Genomic DNA, 16,482 nt, shown 5'->3' with positions numbered 1-16,482 from the left:
GGGCATCGCCACCCACACGCGGCGACACTCGGTCGGTCGGTCGTCGCACGCGTGCTGCGCGGCGACGGAAAGTCGGCGGTCGTGGCTGCTGCACCCGGTCGGCGCCATCGCCTGCGGGGCCGGAGCCGTCGGTCCCGATCGGGGACCAGCGGGTGGCGAAGCGGCGGCTGGCGCGCACGACATGCTGGTGCTGCGAGCTCAAGGGTCCCGGGACGGTGTGGTCGTCCTAGGAGCCGAGGTCAGTATCGCACAGGGGTCCTCGCACGGCGTGCCGTCCGTCCCCTGCGGCGAGTCCGCGTGTGACGCACACCCGGTACCGATGGCTTGGAGCAATCTGACGGCAGGGGCAGACTGGTCCTGGTCCTCGCGTTCCTGGCCAGGCCACCTGACCTGGCCGGTCGTCCCGTCCGTCGGGTGCCCGGACCGTGTAGACCCGACGTACGCCGTGGCACTCGTAGCACCCCGGAGGACTCGTGGACACGCTCGACGTGGCACGGTGGCAGTTCGGCATCACGACCGTCTACCACTTCATCTTCGTCCCCCTGACGATCGGCCTGGCGCCCCTCGTCGCGATCATGCAGACGGCCTGGGTGCGCACGGGCAACGAGCGATGGCTGCGGCTGACCAAGTTCTTCGGCAAGCTCCTGCTCATCAACTTCGCGATCGGTGTGGCCACCGGCATCGTGCAGGAGTTCCAGTTCGGGATGGCCTGGAGCGAGTACTCCCGCTTCGTCGGTGACGTCTTCGGTGCTCCGCTGGCCATGGAGGCGCTCGCTGCGTTCTTCGTCGAGTCGACCTTCCTCGGGCTGTGGATCTTCGGCTGGGACAAGCTGCCCAAGAAGATCCACCTGGCGTGCATCTGGGCGGTCGCGATCGCCACCAACCTGTCCGCGTACTTCATCCTCGCGGCGAACTCCTGGATGCAGCACCCCGTCGGGTCCACGTTCAACGAGGAGCGCGGGCGTGCCGAGATGACGGACATCGGCGCCGTGCTGTCGAACAACACGCTGCTCGCGGCGTTCCCGCACACGATCTCCGCCGCGTTCCTCACCGCCGGGACGTTCGTCGGCGGGATCGCCGCGTGGTGGATGGTGCGGCTGGTGCGCGCGGGCCAGGCCGAGAAGGCCCGGGACGTGTACCGGCCCGCCGTCGTCCTCGGGGTCATCGTCATGGTGGTCTCGGGCATCGGTGTCGCACTGAGCGGCGACCAGCAGGCCAAGCTCATGTTCGAGCAGCAGCCGACGAAGATGGCCGCGGCCGAGGCGCTGTGCGAGACCACCTCGAGCGTGCCCTTCTCGATCCTCGCGATCGGGCCGCTGGGCACGGGCGACGACTGCGACCAGGTCACCCACCTCCTCGAGATTCCCGGCGCCCTCTCGTTCCTGGCGACGGGCGACGTCGACGCCACCCTGCAGGGCACCGACCAGCTGCAGCAGGAGTACGAGGCGAAGTACGGGTACACCGACGCCAACGGCGAGCCCATCAGCTACATCCCGAACCTCGCCGTCACCTACTGGGGCTTCCGGCTGATGATCGGCATGGCGCTCGGGTCGGCAGCGCTCGCGCTGGTGGCGTTCTGGGTGACCCGCAAGGGACGGGTGAGCGGGAACGTGTGGGTCGGCCGGCTCGGCATCGCCGCGATCGCGACCCCGTTCCTGGCCTCGTCCTTCGGCTGGATCTTCACCGAGATGGGTCGCCAGCCGTGGGTCGTCGCACCCAACCCGAACCCCGGCGGCGTCGACGGGGTCTGGTTGCTCACCGCCCGCGGCGTCTCGACGGTCACCAGCACCGGGACGATCCTCACCAGCCTGATCGCCTTCACGCTCCTCTACGGGATCCTCGCCGTGTTCTGGTACCGCCTCATGCACCGGTACACGATCCAGGGCGTCGCGGACAGCGAGCACGACCCCAGCCCGGACAACCCCGAAAACGACCCGGACACGGCGCACGAGCGCCCGCTGTCGTTCGCGTACTGAGCGGAGCCGACGACCATGGAGCTCACCACCGTCTGGTTCATCCTCATCGCGGTCCTGTGGACCGGCTACCTCGTGCTGGAGGGGTTCGACTTCGGCGTGGGGATGCTGCTCGGGTGGCTGTCCCGCGGCGACCATGCGGCCAAGGACCGGGACCGCCGCGTCATGATCAACACGATCGGCCCGGTGTGGGACGGCAACGAGGTGTGGCTGCTGACCGCCGGCGGTGCGACGTTCGCGGCGTTCCCCGAGTGGTACGCCACGATGTTCTCCGGTTTCTACCTGCCGCTCCTGCTCATCCTGCTCGCGCTCATCGTGCGCGTGGTGGCGTTCGAGTGGCGCGGCAAGATCGACGACCCGCGCTGGCGGTCCCTGGCCGACCGGTGCCTGATGGTCGGCTCGTGGGTGCCGGCCGTGCTCTGGGGCGTGGCGTTCGCCAACCTCGTGCGTGGCGTGGAGCTCGACGCCGGCCACCAGTACGTCGGGGGCTTCTGGGCGCTGCTCAACCCGTTCGCCCTGCTCGGGGGCGCCACGACCGCACTGATCTTCCTCACGCACGGTGCGGTCTTCCTCGCGCTGAAGTCGGACGGGGACGTCCGCGCACGCGCCGCGGCGTTCGCGGCCCGGTCGTCGGTGGTGACGCTGGTCGTCGCGGGTGCGTGGGCCGTCTGGGCGCAGGTCGCGTACTCCGTGCCGTGGACGTGGGCGGCGGTCGTCGTCGCGGCGGGGGCGCTCGTCGTGCTCGTCGTGGCCGCGCAGCGCCGCAAGGAGGGCCTCGCGTTCACCGCGTCCGCCGTCGCGATCGTCGCTGCCGTCGTGCTGATCTTCGGCTCGATGTACCCCGACGTCATGCCCGCGTTCGACCCGGCCAACTCGCTGACCGTCACCAACGCCTCGTCGACCGACTACACGCTCACCGTCATGACGTGGGTGGCCGCGTTCCTCACCCCGCTCGTCCTGCTCTACCAGGGCTGGACCTACTGGGTGTTCCGCAAGCGGATCTCCGCGGACCGGATCCCGGACCACACCGGCCTGACGTTCGACAAGGTCCCCGCCCTGACGACACCTGAGCAGTGAGGCCGCTGGACCCCCGGCTGCTGCGGCACGCGCGGGCCGCCCGGGGGTACGTCGCCCTGACCGCCGCGCTCGGTGTGCTCACGGCGGCGATGGTCGTGGCGCAGGCCCTGCTCCTCGCGCACGCCCTGGGCGCCGCCGTCTCCGACGGCGCTCAGCTGGACGTCCTGGCCCCGACGATCGGGTGGCTGGCGGCCGTGGTCGCGGTCCGGACCCTGGTCACCGCCGTGCAGGAGCGCTTCGCGCACCGCGCGGCCACCCGGACGGTCGCGGAGCTGCGCGAGCAGGTCGTGGCGCACGCGGTGGCGCTGGGTCCGCGCTGGCTCGCGTCCGGCGAGGGTCCGTCGGTGGTCACCCTCGCGACCCGGGGGCTCGACGCGCTCGAGCCGTACTTCGTGCGGTACCTGCCGCAGCTGGTCCTCGCGGCGACTGTGACGCCGGCCGTCCTGCTCGTGGTGCTGGGGCTCGACTGGATCTCCGCCGCGATCCTCGTCGTCGTGCTTCCGCTGGTCCCGATCTTCATGGTCCTGGTCGGGCGGCTCACGCAGGGCCGGTCCGAGCAGGGCCTGGCCAGCATGCAGCGCCTCGGTGCGCAGGTCCTGGACCTGCTCGCCGGCCTGCCGACGCTGCGCGCGCACGGTCGGGAGCGCGGGCCGGGTGCCCGGGTGCGGACGCTCGGCGACGCGCACCGGCAGGCGACCATGGGGACGCTGCGCATCGCGTTCCTGTCGGGCATGGTGCTCGAGCTGCTCACCACGCTGTCGGTCGCCCTCGTGGCGGTCGCCATCGGACTGCGACTGGTGGAGGGGCGCCTCGACCTGGTCACCGGGATCGCAGTCCTCGTCCTGGCGCCCGAGGTGTTCCTGCCGCTGCGCCAGGTCGGGGTCCAGTTCCACGCCGCGGCCGACGGGGTCGCGGCGGCGGGACGGGCGTTCGAGGTGCTGGAGACCCCGGTCCCCGCTGCCGGGACGCGGACGGCGCCGGACCTGCGGACGGCGACCCTGCGGCTCGACGGCGTGGCGGTCCGGACCTCGGGCGGCAGCACACCGCACGGCCTCGACCTGATGGTGCGGCCCGGCACCGTCGTCGCGCTGACCGGCCCGAGCGGAGTCGGCAAGACCACGGCGCTCGAGATCGCGCTCGGGCTGCTGCGTCCCGACGACGGCCGCGTGTCGATCGACGGCGTTGACCTCGCCGACCTCGACACCGCCACCGTGTGGGCCCAGGTGTCGTGGCTGCCGCAGCGGCCCGTGCTCGAGCCGGGGACCATGGCTGAGCTCGTCGGGGGCGACGACGAGTCGCGTACGACGGCGGCCGCGCTCACGGGCCTCGACGACGTGCTGGCGACCCTCCCCGACGGCTGGGCCACCCCGCTCGGCCGCGGCGGTGCGGGACTGAGCCTCGGTCAGCGCCAACGCGTCGCGCTGACCCGCACGCTGCTGCAACGAACGCCGCTGGTGGTCCTCGACGAACCCACGGCACACCTGGACGCGGCCGGCGAGCAGGTGGTCCTGGACACCGTCCGGGCGTTGCGGGACGCCGGCCGGACCGTGCTGCTCGTGGCGCACCGCCCGTCCCTGGTGGCGGTGGCGGACGACGTCGTCCTGGTCCGGTCGGACGCGCAGGTGCTCGCATGACCCGCGGGACGCTGCGGCGCGCGGTCCGGCTCCTCGACCTCGACCCGCGCCGGTTCGCGCTCGCCCTCCTGCTCGGCACGCTCGCGCTCGGGTGCGCGGTCGCCCTGGCAGCGGTCTCGGCCTGGCTGATCGCGCGCGCCTCGCAGATGCCACCCGTGCTCCAGCTGTCGGTCGCGACCGTGGCGGTGCGCGCGTTCGGCATCGGTCGCGGGGTGTTGCGCTACCTCGAGCGGCTGGTGTCTCACGACGTCGCCCTGCGCGGCATGACCGAGCTGCGCACCACCCTGTACGAGCGGCTCGCCGCCGCACGACCCGAGACGCTCCTGCGGTTGCGGCGCGGGGACCTGCTGGCGCGGGTCGGTGCGGACGTCGACACGGTCGGCGACGTGGTGGTGCGGGGCCTGCTCCCGGCGGGGGTCGCCGTCGCGCTCGGCGCCGGCACAGTGCTCGCCATGTGCGCGTTCTGGCCCCCGGCCGGTCTCGCGCTCGGTGGGTGTCTCGTGCTGGCGGGCGTCGTCGCCCCGGCGATCGCCGCCCGTGCCGCCCGCACCACGGAGCAGCGCGCGCTGCAGAGCCGGGCGGACATGACCGCGACAGCGCTCGGCCTGCTCGACGACGCCGGTCCGCTCCTCGTGGGCGGCCGGGCGAGCGCCGAGCTGGATGCCCTGCGCGATTCCGACCGCCGCCTTGCAGCCGCCACCGACGCCGGGGCAGGCTCGGCGGCGATCGCTGCGGGGCTCGGTCAGCTGTCGGTCGGCGTGGCGATGCTGGCGGCCCTGCTCACGGGCGTCCCGGCGGTCGGTGCCGGGCTGCTCTCCCCCGTCGAGCTCGCCGTCGTCGTGCTCACCCCGCTCGCAGCGTTCGAGGCGACGTCCCTCCTGCCCGCCGCCGCGATCCAGGTGCAGCGCTCGCGCGCCGCGGCGGGCCGCGTCCTGGCGCTTCTCGACGCCCCTACCGACCCACCCGCCACCGACGACGCCCCCGGACAGCCCCCGCTCGTCGCGACGGACCTCGCGTGCGGCTGGCCCGGCACGCCGCCGGTTCTCACGGACCTCTCCCTCGACCTGCGGCGCGGCCGTTCGGTCGCCATCGTCGGACCGTCCGGCACGGGCAAGACGACCACCTTGCTCACGCTCGCAGGACTGCTCCCCCGGCAGACCGGCACCCTCACGCTCGACGGGCACGACGTGGACCACCTCGACCGGCACGCCGTCGCCGCGGCGGTCGTCGTCGGCACCGAGGACGCCCACGTGTTCGGGACCACGGTGCTGGAGAACCTGCGCGTCGCTCGCGGTGAGCTCACCGCGACGGAGGCGACCGACGTCCTGGCCCGGGTCGGGCTGGCGGACTGGCTCGTCGGGCTCCCCGACGGGCTCGACACCGTCGTCGGCCCTGACGCCCGCACGGTGTCCGGAGGCGAACGGCGGCGGTTGCTCGTCGCACGCGCCCTGGTGTCGCCGGCTCCGCTCCTGCTGGTGGACGAGCCGGCCGAGCACCTCGACCCGGAACGCGCCGACGCCCTGGTCACGGACCTGCTGAACGACCCGCGCGGGGTCGTCGTCGTCGTCACCCATCGGCTCAGCCCGCTGGCGGCGGCCGACGAGGTGCTCCTGCTCGGCGCCGGACGCGTCCGCGCGCGCGGCACCCACGCCGAGCTGCTCAGGACCGTCCCGGACTACCGTGACGCGTGGGCGCGAGAGCGCGGGAGCGACTGACAGGAGACCGGACCGTGGCCGACGAGACGCTTCCCGGTCCACCGCCGAGCACGGGCGTCCCGCGCAGCGACCTGGTCGGGGCGGTCGTGGCGGTCGCGAGCGAGATCGAGCTGCCTGCCGTGCTCGACAGGTTCGTCGAGGTGGCTGCTCGCCTCACGGGAGCCCCGCACGGAGCCGTCGCGGTGGTCAACGAGCTCGGGGTCTCGACGTCCTTCGTGTCCACCGAGGCGTCGGGGACGGTCGCCGACGCTCTGCGCGCGACGCCGCTCGCGCTCGGTGCGCTCGGCGAGGTCCCCGTGACAGGCACGCTCCGTCTCGGCGACGCGCGCCAGCACCCGGCGTTCCGCGGCATCCCGCCCGACCACCCGTCGTCGGTCCCGTTCCTCGGCACGTCCGTGCACGTCGGCTCGCGCGTCTTCGGGCATCTGTACCTCTCCGAGAAGCCCGGCGGCTTCACGCAGGACGACGAGGACGTGGTGGTCTCGCTCGCCTCCGCAGCCGGGGCGGCCGTCGCCAACGCGATCCTCTACGCCGACGCGCGACGACGCGAGCACTGGCTCCGCGCCGGTCAGGACCTCACCACGACGCTGCTCGCGGGCATCGACGAGGACGACGCGCTCGAACGCATCGTCTCGACCGCCCGGGACGCCGACCATGCCGACGCCGCCGCGCTCGCGCTGCCCGGGGTCGGCGGCGAGCTGCTCATCGAGGTCGCGGTCGGCCGCGAGCGTCACAAGCTGCTGGGCGCGCCCATGCCTCCGGGTTCTCGCGCGTGGACGGTGGTCACGGAGGGCCAAGGGTTGATCACGTCGTCCCTCGCCCGCGCCCGCACCGTCGCCACGCCCGCCATGCGGTCCTTCGGTCCGGCCCTGTTCGCCCCCGTGCCGGCGCCCGGCGGCGCCGTCGGAGTGCTCATCCTGCTGCGGAAGGTCGGTGCACCCCCGTTCGAGCAGGCAGACCTCACCACCGCGGAGTCGTTCGCCGCGCAGGCTGCGCTCGCCACCCAGCTGGCAGCCGGGCGTCACGCCCAGGACGTCGCGGCGCTGCTCGACGAGCGCGAGCGCATCGCCCGGGACCTGCACGACCTCGCCATCCAGCAGCTGTTCGCGACGGGCCTGCAGCTGGAGACCGCCCGACGACGCGCGGCCCGCGGCGTGGACGCCACCGAGCTGACCGCGATCATCGATGAGGCGCTCGACAACGTGGACGGCTCGGTGCGGCAGATCCGTCGGATCGTGCACGACCTGCGGGACCCGGACGCCACCACCGGCCTGGTCGAGCGGCTGCGGCGCGAGGCGTCTCTCGCGCGGTCGGGCCTCGGCTTCGCCCCCTCCTTTGTCGTCAACCTCGACGGCGCGACTGTGGTCGAGGGCAGCCTCGACGAGGGCCAGCTGAACGGGCGCGTCAGCCCGGACCTGACCTCCGACGTGGTCGCCGTGGTGCGCGAAGGGCTGGCCAACGCGGCCCGGCACGCGCAGGCCTCCTCCGTCGCGGTGCGGGTTCGCGTCCTGGGCGCAGGACCGAAGGGATCCGTCCGGGTGGAGGTCGAGGACGACGGCACGGGACTCGCGCCGGACCTGCGTCGCAGCTCGGGTACCCGCAACCTCGCGCAACGCGCCCGTCTGCACGGCGGCACCTTCGAGATCGGTGCCGTACCCGGCGGGCCGGGCACGCTGCTGACGTGGGAGACGCCCCTGGGATGACCCGGGGCGGGGGCTCAGCCGCTCGGCTCGGCCCGCCACCCCGCGTGCGCACGTGACGCCACCCACGCCGCGACCTGCGTGCGGCGCTGCAGGCCCATCTTCGCGAGCACGGAGGTGATGTGGTTCTTCACGGTCTTCTCGACGATCCCGAGCCGTTCGGCGATCTCCCGGTTGGACATCCCCTCGCCGATCAGCTCGATGACGCGCAGCTCGCTCGGCGTCAGACCGTCCGTCGGGTCGTCGTGACGGGCCCTGTACCGCCTGAGGGTCCGCTGGTCGAGCAGGACACGCCCGGCCGCGACGGCGCGGATCACGTCGGTGATCTCCGCGCCCCGCACGGACTTCAGCAGGTACGCGGCGGCCCCTTCGTCGAGCGCGGCCGCCAGGGCGTCGTCGTCGTCGAACGACGTCAGGACGATCGCGCGGGTCGAGGGCAGCTGCTCGCGCAGCGCGCGCAGCACGTCGATCCCCGTGCCGTCCGGCAGCTGCAGGTCGACGAGGACGATCTGCGGGTTCACCAGGCCGGCACGCCGCACTCCGTCCGCCACCGAGCCGGCCTCGGCGACCACGGTCATGCCGTCGGCCTGGTCCACGAGCTCCGCGATGCCGCGACGGACCACCTCGTGGTCGTCCACGATCATCACGGTGATGGGCCCGGAGGCGCTGGGTGTGGACACGGTGGCATCGTAGCGACGGTGACCACGATCCTGCTGCCCTCGACGATGTCCGACGACCCGACGCTGCCCGCCGACGTGCGGGTGGTGCGCTACGACGTGAACGAGCCGGTGCCCGCCGACGCCCTCGATGCCGAGGTGCTCGTGCTCTGGGGGAACGACCCGGAGCAGACGGCCGACTCGGCCCGCCGCCTCACCGCCCTGCGGTGGGTGCAGACGCTCGCGGCGGGTCCGGACGCGGCGCTCGCGGCCGGGTTCGCCGACGACGTCGTCCTCACCTCCGGACGCGGGCTGCACGACGGCCCGGTCGCGGAGCACACCCTCGCCCTGGTGCTCGCCGCGGCGCGACGGCTCCCGGACCTGGTACGTGCGCAGTCGGAGCACCGGTGGGCCGACGAGCTCGGTGGCATGCAGGAGGCGCGGCCAGGTCAGGCGTTCCGGACGCTCGACGGCGCGGAGGTGCTGATCTGGGGCTTCGGGTCGATCGCCGCGCGGCTCGCACCCCTGCTCAGCGCACTGGGCGCCCACGTCACGGGCGTCGCGACCGTCGCCGGCGACCGGCACGGCTTCCCGGTGATCTCCGCGTTCGACCTGCCCGACCACCTGCCGCGCACCGACGTGCTGATCTCGTTGCTGCCCGCCACCGAGCAGACCCGGCACGCGGTCGGCGCGGACGTCCTGGACCTGCTGCCCCCGCGCGCGTGGGTGGTCAACGTGGGCCGCGGCGCGACGCTCGACGAGGCCGCGCTGCTCGACGCAGTCCGGTCCGACCGGCTGGCGGGCGCGGCCCTCGACGTGTTCGAGACCGAGCCCCTCCCGGCCGACTCCCCCCTGTGGGACGAGCCGCGGGTGCTCATCAGCCCGCACGCCGCGGGCGGGCGTCCGATGGGTGCCGGCGAGCTGGTGTCCGAGAACCTCGCGGCGTTCCTCGCCGGCGGCCGGCTCCGCAATGTCGTCGCGCGCTAGAACCGGCCCCGACGGGGCCTCGGCTGGCACCGCGGGCAGGTGTAGGAGGAGCGGTTCATGAACTCGTCGCGGCGCACCGCTGTGCCGCAGCGGGGACACGGGCGGCCCTGCTGCCCGTACACGGCGAGCGACCGGTCGAAGTACCCGGAGGCGCCGTTCACGTTGACGTAGAGCGCGTCGAAGCTGGTGCCACCCTGCGCAAGCGCCTCGGTCATCACCTCGGCGGCTCCGTCGAGCGCGCGCTCCACCTCGGACCTGCGCAGCGTCTCGGTCGGCCGGGCGTAGTGCAGCCGCGCCCGCCACAGGCCCTCGTCGGCGTAGATGTTGCCGACCCCGGACACGACCGTCTGGTCGAGCAACGCCCGCTTGATGCCGGTCTTGCGACGGCGCACCGTCGCCACCAGCGCTGCACGGTCGAGGGCGCGGTCGAGCAGGTCACGGGCGATGTGCGCGACGGGCTCCGGGACGACCGGCAACGGGGAGCCGAGCCCGCCAGGTGCGCCGTCCGGCGTCGGGACGAGGTCCGCGACGCTCAGGTGCCCGAACGTGCGCTGGTCCACGAAGTCCAGGGCGGAGCCGTCGTCGAGGTCGAGCCGGACGCGCAGGTGGGGGTGCTCGGGGCGGTCCTCACCCGGACCCCGGACCAGCAGCTGTCCGCTCATGCCCAGGTGCGCCATCAGGGCGTCGTCGTCCTGGTCCAGCAGCAGCCAGAGGAACTTGCCGCGCCGGACCGCGGCATCCAGACGTCGACCCCGCAGGCGTCCCGCGAAGTCCAGCGGCCCGTCGACGTGGCGGCGGACGCTGAAGTCGCGCCGCACCTCGACGCCCGTGACGGTGCGACCGAGCACGTGCCGCGCCAGCCCGTCGCGGACCGTCTCGACCTCGGGCAGCTCGGGCACGTCAGGGCTGCAGCTCCGCGGCGAGCACCCGGTAGGCGTCCGCGGCGGCGTCCTGCTCCGCCAGCTTCTTGGCGGGCCCGACGCCGACGCCTCTCGGCTCCCCGGCGACGATCGCGTGCGCCGTGAACGTCCGGGAGTGGTCCGGTCCCTCGCCTGTGACGTCGTAGCTCGGCGCACCGAGACCGAGGGCGGCGGACAGCTCCTGCAACGACGTCTTCCAGTCCAGGCCCGCACCGAGGTCCGCCGCGGCGACGAGCGACGGCCCGACCAGACGCTCGACCACCGCGCGGGCGGTCTCGACGCCGTGGTTGAGGTAGACAGCCCCGAACACGGCCTCGAGCGTGTCGGACAGGATCGAGTCCTTGTCCCGCCCGCCCGTCGACAGCTCCCCCTTGCCCAGCAGCACGTAGCTGCCGAGGTCGAGGTCACGCGCGACGAGCGCCAGTGCACGCTGGGACACCGTGGCGGCCCGCATCTTCGCGAGCGCACCCTCGGGCAGCTCCGGGTGCGCGCGATATAGCGACTCTGTGACCACCAGCCCGAGCACCGCGTCCCCGAGGAACTCGAGCCGCTCGTTGGTGGGGATCCCCCCGGCCTCGTGCGCGAACGAGCGGTGCGTCAGGGCAAGCACAAGAAGCTCGGGGTCCAGGTGGACCCCGAGCTTCTCGTGCAGGAGCTCTGCCGCGGCACTCACGCCGGTCCTCCGGTCATCGAATGCTCCACAGCGGGGGCGCGTCGCCCACGAGCCTCAGGTCAGCGAACCTCGAACTCGGTACGCACGGCCTCGGCGTAGGCACGGCCCTTGTAGGCACCGCACGACGGGCACGCCGTGTGCGGCATCTTGTTGGCCTTGCACTGCGGGCACGTGTGGAGCGTCGTGGCAGTGGTCTTCCACTGCGACCGACGCGCACGGGTGTTGCTGCGCGACATCTTGCGCTTCGGAACAGCCACGGCTAGCTCTCTTTCGTCTCGTCGTTCGAACCCAGCAGGCCGCTCAGGGCGGACCAGCGGGGGTCAAGCGTCTCATGCGAGTGGTCAGGGTCGTCCGCCAGCCGCGCGCCACACTCGGAGCACAGACCGGGGCAGTCGGGACGGCACAGCGGCTGGAACGGCAGAGCCGGCACGACCGTGTCCCGCAGCGCAGGTTCCAGGTCGACCAGGTCGCCCTCGAGCTCGCGCACGTCCTCCTCGTCGTCGCCGTCCTCGACCGCGACGGCCGCGCGCTCGGGATACACGTACAGCTCCGTGAGCGAGACGTCGACATCCTCGACGACCTCACCCAGGCAGCGCACGCACTCCCCGATCGCCCGACCACGGACGGATCCGGTGACCAGGACCCCCTCCATGACCGCCTCGAGCCGCAGATCCAGCTCGATGTCGGTCCCGGTGGGGACGCCGATCACATCCGTACCGAGATCTTCCGGGGCACCCACGGTGCGCTGCACGGTCCTCGTCGATCCCGGACGTCGACCGAGCTCGTGCGAATCGAGCACGAACGGCGAACGGGGATCGAGGTGAACAGGGCGCGGCACGGCCAGGGTCCCCTCGTTGATCTCGGTCCAGCCATGAGCGGCAGAACCAACGGATAACTCTACGGCACAGGTCAGGAGCCACCCAAATCCATCAGGAGTGGCGCAGGTCTCACCCCGGCGGTCAGCTCTCGTCGACGCTGCACCTCACGCGTCGTCGACGCCCAGCCGGCCCGCGAGCTTCGCGCGACCCGCCTGCACCTGGCTCAGCACCTTGCCCAGGTCGATCTCGAAGTCCGCCAGCCGACGGTCGCAGTAGTCGTCGGCGTCCCGCTGGAGGCCCTCGGCCACCTGCTCGGCCTGCGCGACCAGCTCCGCGGCGCGCTCCTGCGCAGCGACGACCACGGCCTCCCGGTCGACGAGGGCCGCCGCCTGCGCGCGCGCCTGCGCCAGCAGCGCGTCAGCGTCCGCCTGGGCGACCGACCGGGCGGTGTCCGCGTCGGCCAGCACCTCGTCGGCCCGCGAGAGCTGGCTGGGCAGCACGTCCCGTGCCTGGTCCACCAGGTCCAGCAGCTCGGCGCGGTTCACCAGCACCGACGACGACATCGGCATCGCCCGGGCGTTCGCCACCGCCGACGCGATCGCGTCCAGCACGCCGGTGAGGCCCTCGGGCCTCGTGGTCGGGTCCTCTTCCGTCATCCTGCGTCCCCTCCTCGTAGTGCTGCCCGCACCGCCTCCGCGACACCCTCCGGTACCAGGTCGTCGATCGGACCGCCGTAGCGCGCGATGTCCTTGACCAGCGACGACGCGATGTGCGCCAGCGCCTGGTCGCCCACGACGAACACCGTCTCCACCCCCGACAGGTGCCGGTTCATCAGCGCCATCGGCAGCTCGGCGTCGAAGTCGGCGCCACCGCGCAGCCCTTTGACCACCGCGACGGCACCCACCGTACGGACGAAGTCGGCGAGCAGCCCGTCGACGGCCTCGACGCGCACGCCGTCCAGGTCCGAGAGCGCCGCACGCGCCAGGGCGACCCGCTCCTCGACCGGGAGCAGCGACGCCTTCGACGAGTTCCGTGCGACACCGACCACCACCTGGTCGAACATCGTGCTCGCGCGCCGGACGACATCCAGGTGCCCGAGCGTGAGCGGGTCGAAGGACCCGGGGCAGACGGCAGTGGTCACCTGGTCAGGGTAGGCCAGCGGCCCGTCCCGCCCATCCGGAACGCGCGGCAGCCCTACCCTCGGGGCATGGCTCTCGACGTCGTCGTCGACCACGCGTCGGCCGCCGACTCCCCCGCGGTCCGCACGGTCCTGGCCCGCGCCTACCGCACGAACCCGTTGATGGCGTGGGCGGCGTCGGGACGTACCTCGGGACGACCGATCCACGGAACCTGCCGTTCTACCGCCGGATGGGCTTCGCCGTCGCGGGCACGGCACCCCCCGGACCGGACGGCCCCGTGGTCACGGGCCTGCACCGCGGTCACGACTCGGGGAGCTCCGCGAACCACATGATGGTGTCCCCGTAGGCCCGTCGGTCGAACCGGACCATAGCCGGTGGCCACGTCGGCTCCCGGGTGCGTGACGCCCGCTCCACCACGACCACCGCGTGTGCCGTGAGCGCGGGCGTGACCCCGGCCAGCACCCCGGCCAGGTCGTCCTCCGCAAGGTCGTACGGCGGGTCGATCAGCACCAGGTCCCAGGGCGCGACAGTCGCACGCTGGGTGAACCGTTCCGCCTTCTCCGCGACCACCTGCACCGTGGCCGCCAGTCCGAGCGTGGTCACGTTGCGGCGGCAGACGTCGGCGGCGTCGCGCGCGGACTCGACCAGCGTGACGTGCGCGGCCCCACGGCTCGCGGCCTCGATGCCGAGCGCCCCCGAGCCGGCGTACAGGTCGAGCACTCGGGCGCCGTCGACCACGTCGAGGTGCTCCAGGCGGGAGAACAGCGCCTCCCGGACGCGCTCGCTCGTCGGGCGGGTGCCCGCGCGCGGGACCTGCAGGACGCGACCGCCGACCGTCCCTGCGACGATCCGCGTCACCGGCGCGCTCCGGCCCGCTCCTGCTCCTGCGCGTCCATCAGGGTCTCCATGAGCGACCGCGTCCGGATGGACGAGGCGATCGCCACGGCGATGACCGACAGGACGATCTGCGAGTAGAGCAGGGGTGCGTTCACGGTCCGGAGCAGCACCGCGATCCACACCGGCAGCAGGCCGAGGATGACGAGGTCCGGCCCGCGGGCGAGCACGGTGGCCACCCCGGTGGGCAGCGCGCCCATCGGCGTCGATACGAGCGGACCGCCCCAGTTCGGGGCGGGCCGGTAGCTGCCGCGCACGGCCGCCGCCGCCCACACGGGCGTCGAGGCGATCCCGAGCGCGACCCAGCCGGGCACGTCGGACGCCCACCGGCCGACCGCCGCGAACGCGACGACCGACCACAGCAGCATCGCCGCGGCCGGTACGACCATGCGCAGGCGGCGGACGGTCTTGGCGTCGATCGGCAGCAGACGGTCCAGGATCGGCGCCATCTCGGCGCGCCGGGCGCCCTCAGCGGTTGCGCTCGTCGCGACGGAGCCGGCGATCAGCAGGGCGAGCAGCACACCGACCGGGCTGGCGAGCTGCGGCACGGTGCTGACCAGGACGGGCACCAGCGCCGCGACGACGAGCTGCACCATGTGCCGCGCCGAGCGTCTCAGCACCACCAGGTCGGCCGTGATCAGCGCGGACACCGGACCGCGAGCCGTGCTCAGCGGCGAGATCCACCGGCGCACCGGTGCAGCGGCCCCGTCGGTCAGCGCCCGACCGAGCTCGCGCGAGTCCATCGAGACCACCGCGCCCACAGCCTGCGAGGCCACCGACCCGCTCTCCACCAGGGTCCGCGACGGGATGCGGCCGAGCCGACGGTCGACGACGACCGCGAGCACGACGACCACGGGCACGAGTCCGACCACGAACCACCACGGCGCAGTGGGCACCTCGTCGACGGACCAGCCGACCCGCGCGAGGACCACGGCTGCGACCGGGGCGAGGAAGAGCAGGACGTCGCCGGCGAGCGCGATGGAGCGCCGCGACACGCTCGCCGACTGTCCCACGGCCGCGAGCAGGACGATCCCCGCCGCGACCAGGGCCGCGGTGGACGCGACTCGGACGACGCGCAGACCCGGGTCGGCGAGCAGCCCGGCGTCCAGGAGCGCGACGAGGATCGCACCGACGAAACCGGCGAGCAGCGGCAACCGGCGCGCGGCGGGGCGCAGCAGCCCGCGTCGGTCGACCGGCAGCCCGAGCCACCAGGCCGCCTCCGCTCCCCCGGCACCGACGGGCCCGAGACGCCCGGCGAGCGACAGGAGCGCCCCCGCGAGCGCCACGATGATGACGACGACGAGCGTCGCGAGGCTCAGCGAGAGCGGCGCCTCCACCTCGGGCGCGGGCGGCAGGGACGTACGCATCGCCTGGGCGAAGCCCAGCGCGATGCCGACGCTGATCGCGATGCTGATGACCGCGTAGTAGACGCCGCCCAGCAACGAACCGAGGCTGGCGCCCCCGCGGGCGTTCGCCGCCTGGGACGTGAAGCGACGGATGCTCTTCGCGGACGGCACCGCGCCGACCTCGAAGGGCTGGACCACGGGCTCGTCGTCGTGGTCGATCGCGGTCACGGGTTCTCCCGCGAGATCAGGTCGGCGGCCTGGTCGGTGGGCAGCACCCGCGTGACGTCGTCCGCGACGTGCACGGCCCGGTCGGCGACCGCCCGCAGCAGATCGGGGTCGTGCGTCGCCAGGAGCACGGAACCACCCGCGGTCTTCTCCGCGACGATCCGCGCGGCCAGCCGGTCCCGCATCGCGCGGTCGAGGCGCTGCTCCGGCTCGTCGAGGACGAGCAGGGAGCGCGGTCGGACGAAGCCCGCGGCGAGCAGGAGCCGGCGACGCTGACCGGACGAGAGCGCGACCGGCAGCGACCGCGCGTGGTCGGCCAGACCGAAGTCGGCGAGGAGCTCGGCGACGACCTCCTGCGCGCCGTGCACGCCGTGCCCGCGGGCAGTCAGGTACAGGTGCTCGGAGACGGTGAGCCCCGGGAAGTACGCGTCGTCGTCGAGGACGCTGGCCACCTTCGTGCGGAACGCGACGTCGCGCTCGTCGACGGGGCCGTCGAACACGCGGAGCGTGCCGCCCGACGGCTCGAGCAACCCGATCACGGCCCGGAGCACCGTCGACTTCCCGGAGCCGTTGGCGCCGACGAGGGCGACGACCTTTCCGGGTGCCAGCGTGAATGTCACGGGTGCGCACACGGGCGCCCCGCCGTAGCCGACGATCAGGTCCTGCGCGCGGATGACGGGCTTCTTGGGCACGTGCGTCAGGGTATGCGAGGTCGCCGTGACTCC

The 16,482-nt window shown here is 73.4% G+C and carries 16 protein-coding genes; 6 read left to right on the top strand and 10 right to left on the bottom strand.

Annotated features, from left to right (window positions below; all coding sequences use genetic code 11):
* Positions 1-473 precede the first annotated feature (473 nt).
* The 5 genes from ASG23_RS11030 to ASG23_RS11010 are packed head-to-tail and all read left to right on the top strand — an operon-like array spanning position 474 to position 8,102.
* Positions 474-1,976, top strand: a complete 1,503-nt coding sequence (locus tag ASG23_RS11030) for a cytochrome ubiquinol oxidase subunit I (RefSeq protein ID WP_056024319.1) — start codon at positions 474-476, stop codon at positions 1,974-1,976.
* A 15-nt stretch (positions 1,977-1,991) separates the two neighbouring features.
* On the top strand, positions 1,992-3,050 hold the full coding sequence (gene cydB / locus ASG23_RS11025; RefSeq protein WP_056024316.1) for a cytochrome d ubiquinol oxidase subunit II: 1,059 nt from the start codon (positions 1,992-1,994) through the stop codon (positions 3,048-3,050).
* A complete protein-coding gene (cydD, locus tag ASG23_RS11020; RefSeq protein WP_056024313.1) occupies positions 3,047-4,684 on the top strand; it encodes a thiol reductant ABC exporter subunit CydD in 1,638 nt (545 codons plus the stop codon). Before cydB ends, cydD begins: the two co-directional genes overlap by 4 nt.
* Positions 4,681-6,399, top strand: a complete 1,719-nt coding sequence (gene cydC, locus ASG23_RS11015; RefSeq protein WP_056024310.1) for a thiol reductant ABC exporter subunit CydC — start codon at positions 4,681-4,683, stop codon at positions 6,397-6,399. The genes cydD and cydC overlap by 4 nt, the downstream gene beginning before the upstream one ends.
* A 14-nt stretch (positions 6,400-6,413) precedes the next feature.
* Positions 6,414-8,102: a GAF domain-containing sensor histidine kinase gene (locus ASG23_RS11010; RefSeq protein ID WP_056024307.1), complete on the top strand. Its 1,689-nt coding sequence runs from the start codon at positions 6,414-6,416 to the stop codon at positions 8,100-8,102.
* A 14-nt stretch (positions 8,103-8,116) separates the two neighbouring features.
* On the opposite strand, the gene ASG23_RS11005 is transcribed toward ASG23_RS11010, so the two are convergent.
* The gene (locus tag ASG23_RS11005; RefSeq protein ID WP_056024654.1) at positions 8,117-8,743 is read right to left on the bottom strand and encodes a response regulator; all 627 of its coding nucleotides are present in this window, start codon (positions 8,741-8,743) and stop codon (positions 8,117-8,119) included.
* Between the two features lie 81 nt (positions 8,744-8,824).
* Here ASG23_RS11005 and ASG23_RS11000 point away from each other — a divergent pair, with 81 nt between their 5' ends.
* Positions 8,825-9,742 carry an NAD(P)-dependent oxidoreductase gene (locus ASG23_RS11000; protein WP_056024651.1) on the top strand — a complete coding sequence of 306 codons (918 nt, stop codon included), beginning with the start codon at positions 8,825-8,827 and terminating at the stop codon, positions 9,740-9,742.
* Here ASG23_RS11000 and mutM read toward each other — a convergent pair.
* The 9 genes from mutM to ASG23_RS10955 all read right to left on the bottom strand — a co-directional run bounded on the left by mutM (position 9,739) and on the right by ASG23_RS10955 (position 16,449).
* Positions 9,739-10,641: a bifunctional DNA-formamidopyrimidine glycosylase/DNA-(apurinic or apyrimidinic site) lyase gene (gene mutM, locus ASG23_RS10995; RefSeq protein ID WP_056024304.1), complete on the bottom strand. Its 903-nt coding sequence runs from the start codon at positions 10,639-10,641 to the stop codon at positions 9,739-9,741. The two genes, ASG23_RS11000 and mutM, sit on opposite strands and share 4 nt — an antisense overlap.
* A gap of 1 nt (position 10,642) precedes the next feature.
* Positions 10,643-11,335 carry a ribonuclease III gene (gene rnc, locus ASG23_RS10990; RefSeq protein WP_056024302.1) on the bottom strand — a complete coding sequence of 231 codons (693 nt, stop codon included), beginning with the start codon at positions 11,333-11,335 and terminating at the stop codon, positions 10,643-10,645.
* 59 nt (positions 11,336-11,394) lie between these two features.
* The gene (gene rpmF / locus ASG23_RS10985) at positions 11,395-11,592 is read right to left on the bottom strand and encodes a 50S ribosomal protein L32 (RefSeq protein ID WP_056024300.1); all 198 of its coding nucleotides are present in this window, start codon (positions 11,590-11,592) and stop codon (positions 11,395-11,397) included.
* Positions 11,593-11,594: 2 nt separating this feature from the next.
* On the bottom strand, positions 11,595-12,173 hold the full coding sequence (locus ASG23_RS10980) for a YceD family protein (RefSeq protein ID WP_056024297.1): 579 nt from the start codon (positions 12,171-12,173) through the stop codon (positions 11,595-11,597).
* A 144-nt stretch (positions 12,174-12,317) separates the two neighbouring features.
* Positions 12,318-12,809, bottom strand: coding sequence for a hypothetical protein (locus tag ASG23_RS10975; protein WP_056024294.1), 492 nt, complete (start codon positions 12,807-12,809; stop codon positions 12,318-12,320).
* On the bottom strand, positions 12,806-13,294 hold the full coding sequence (coaD, locus tag ASG23_RS10970) for a pantetheine-phosphate adenylyltransferase (protein WP_056024648.1): 489 nt from the start codon (positions 13,292-13,294) through the stop codon (positions 12,806-12,808). The genes ASG23_RS10975 and coaD overlap by 4 nt, the downstream gene beginning before the upstream one ends.
* Before the next feature lie 298 nt (positions 13,295-13,592).
* The gene (rsmD, locus tag ASG23_RS10965; protein ID WP_056024287.1) at positions 13,593-14,150 is read right to left on the bottom strand and encodes a 16S rRNA (guanine(966)-N(2))-methyltransferase RsmD; all 558 of its coding nucleotides are present in this window, start codon (positions 14,148-14,150) and stop codon (positions 13,593-13,595) included.
* Positions 14,147-15,760, bottom strand: a complete 1,614-nt coding sequence (locus ASG23_RS10960; protein ID WP_082516072.1) for a DUF6297 family protein — start codon at positions 15,758-15,760, stop codon at positions 14,147-14,149. Before ASG23_RS10960 ends, rsmD begins: the two co-directional genes overlap by 4 nt.
* On the bottom strand, positions 15,757-16,449 hold the full coding sequence (locus tag ASG23_RS10955) for an ABC transporter ATP-binding protein (protein ID WP_056024284.1): 693 nt from the start codon (positions 16,447-16,449) through the stop codon (positions 15,757-15,759). The genes ASG23_RS10960 and ASG23_RS10955 overlap by 4 nt, the downstream gene beginning before the upstream one ends.
* Positions 16,450-16,482: the final 33 nt, after the last annotated feature.

The sequence above is a fragment of the Cellulomonas sp. Leaf395 genome, assembly GCF_001424125.1.
GTDB lineage: Bacteria > Actinomycetota > Actinomycetes > Actinomycetales > Cellulomonadaceae > Cellulomonas.
The sequence above is the reverse complement of the archived record's forward strand: the minus strand, read 5'-3'. Positions and strand labels throughout refer to the sequence as shown.

Bases quoted from the DNA above. Each gene is read 5' to 3' on its own strand.
- cydB (WP_056024316.1), top strand. From the start codon at position 1,992: ATGGAGCTCACCACCGTCTGGTTCATCCTCATCGCGGTCCTGTGGACC.
- cydC (WP_056024310.1), top strand. From the start codon at position 4,681: ATGACCCGCGGGACGCTGCGGCGCGCGGTCCGGCTCCTCGACCTCGAC.
- ASG23_RS11005 (WP_056024654.1), bottom strand. From the start codon at position 8,743: ATGATCGTGGACGACCACGAGGTGGTCCGTCGCGGCATCGCGGAGCTC.
- ASG23_RS11000 (WP_056024651.1), top strand. From the start codon at position 8,825: ATGTCCGACGACCCGACGCTGCCCGCCGACGTGCGGGTGGTGCGCTAC.
- ASG23_RS10975 (WP_056024294.1), bottom strand. From the start codon at position 12,809: ATGACGGAAGAGGACCCGACCACGAGGCCCGAGGGCCTCACCGGCGTG.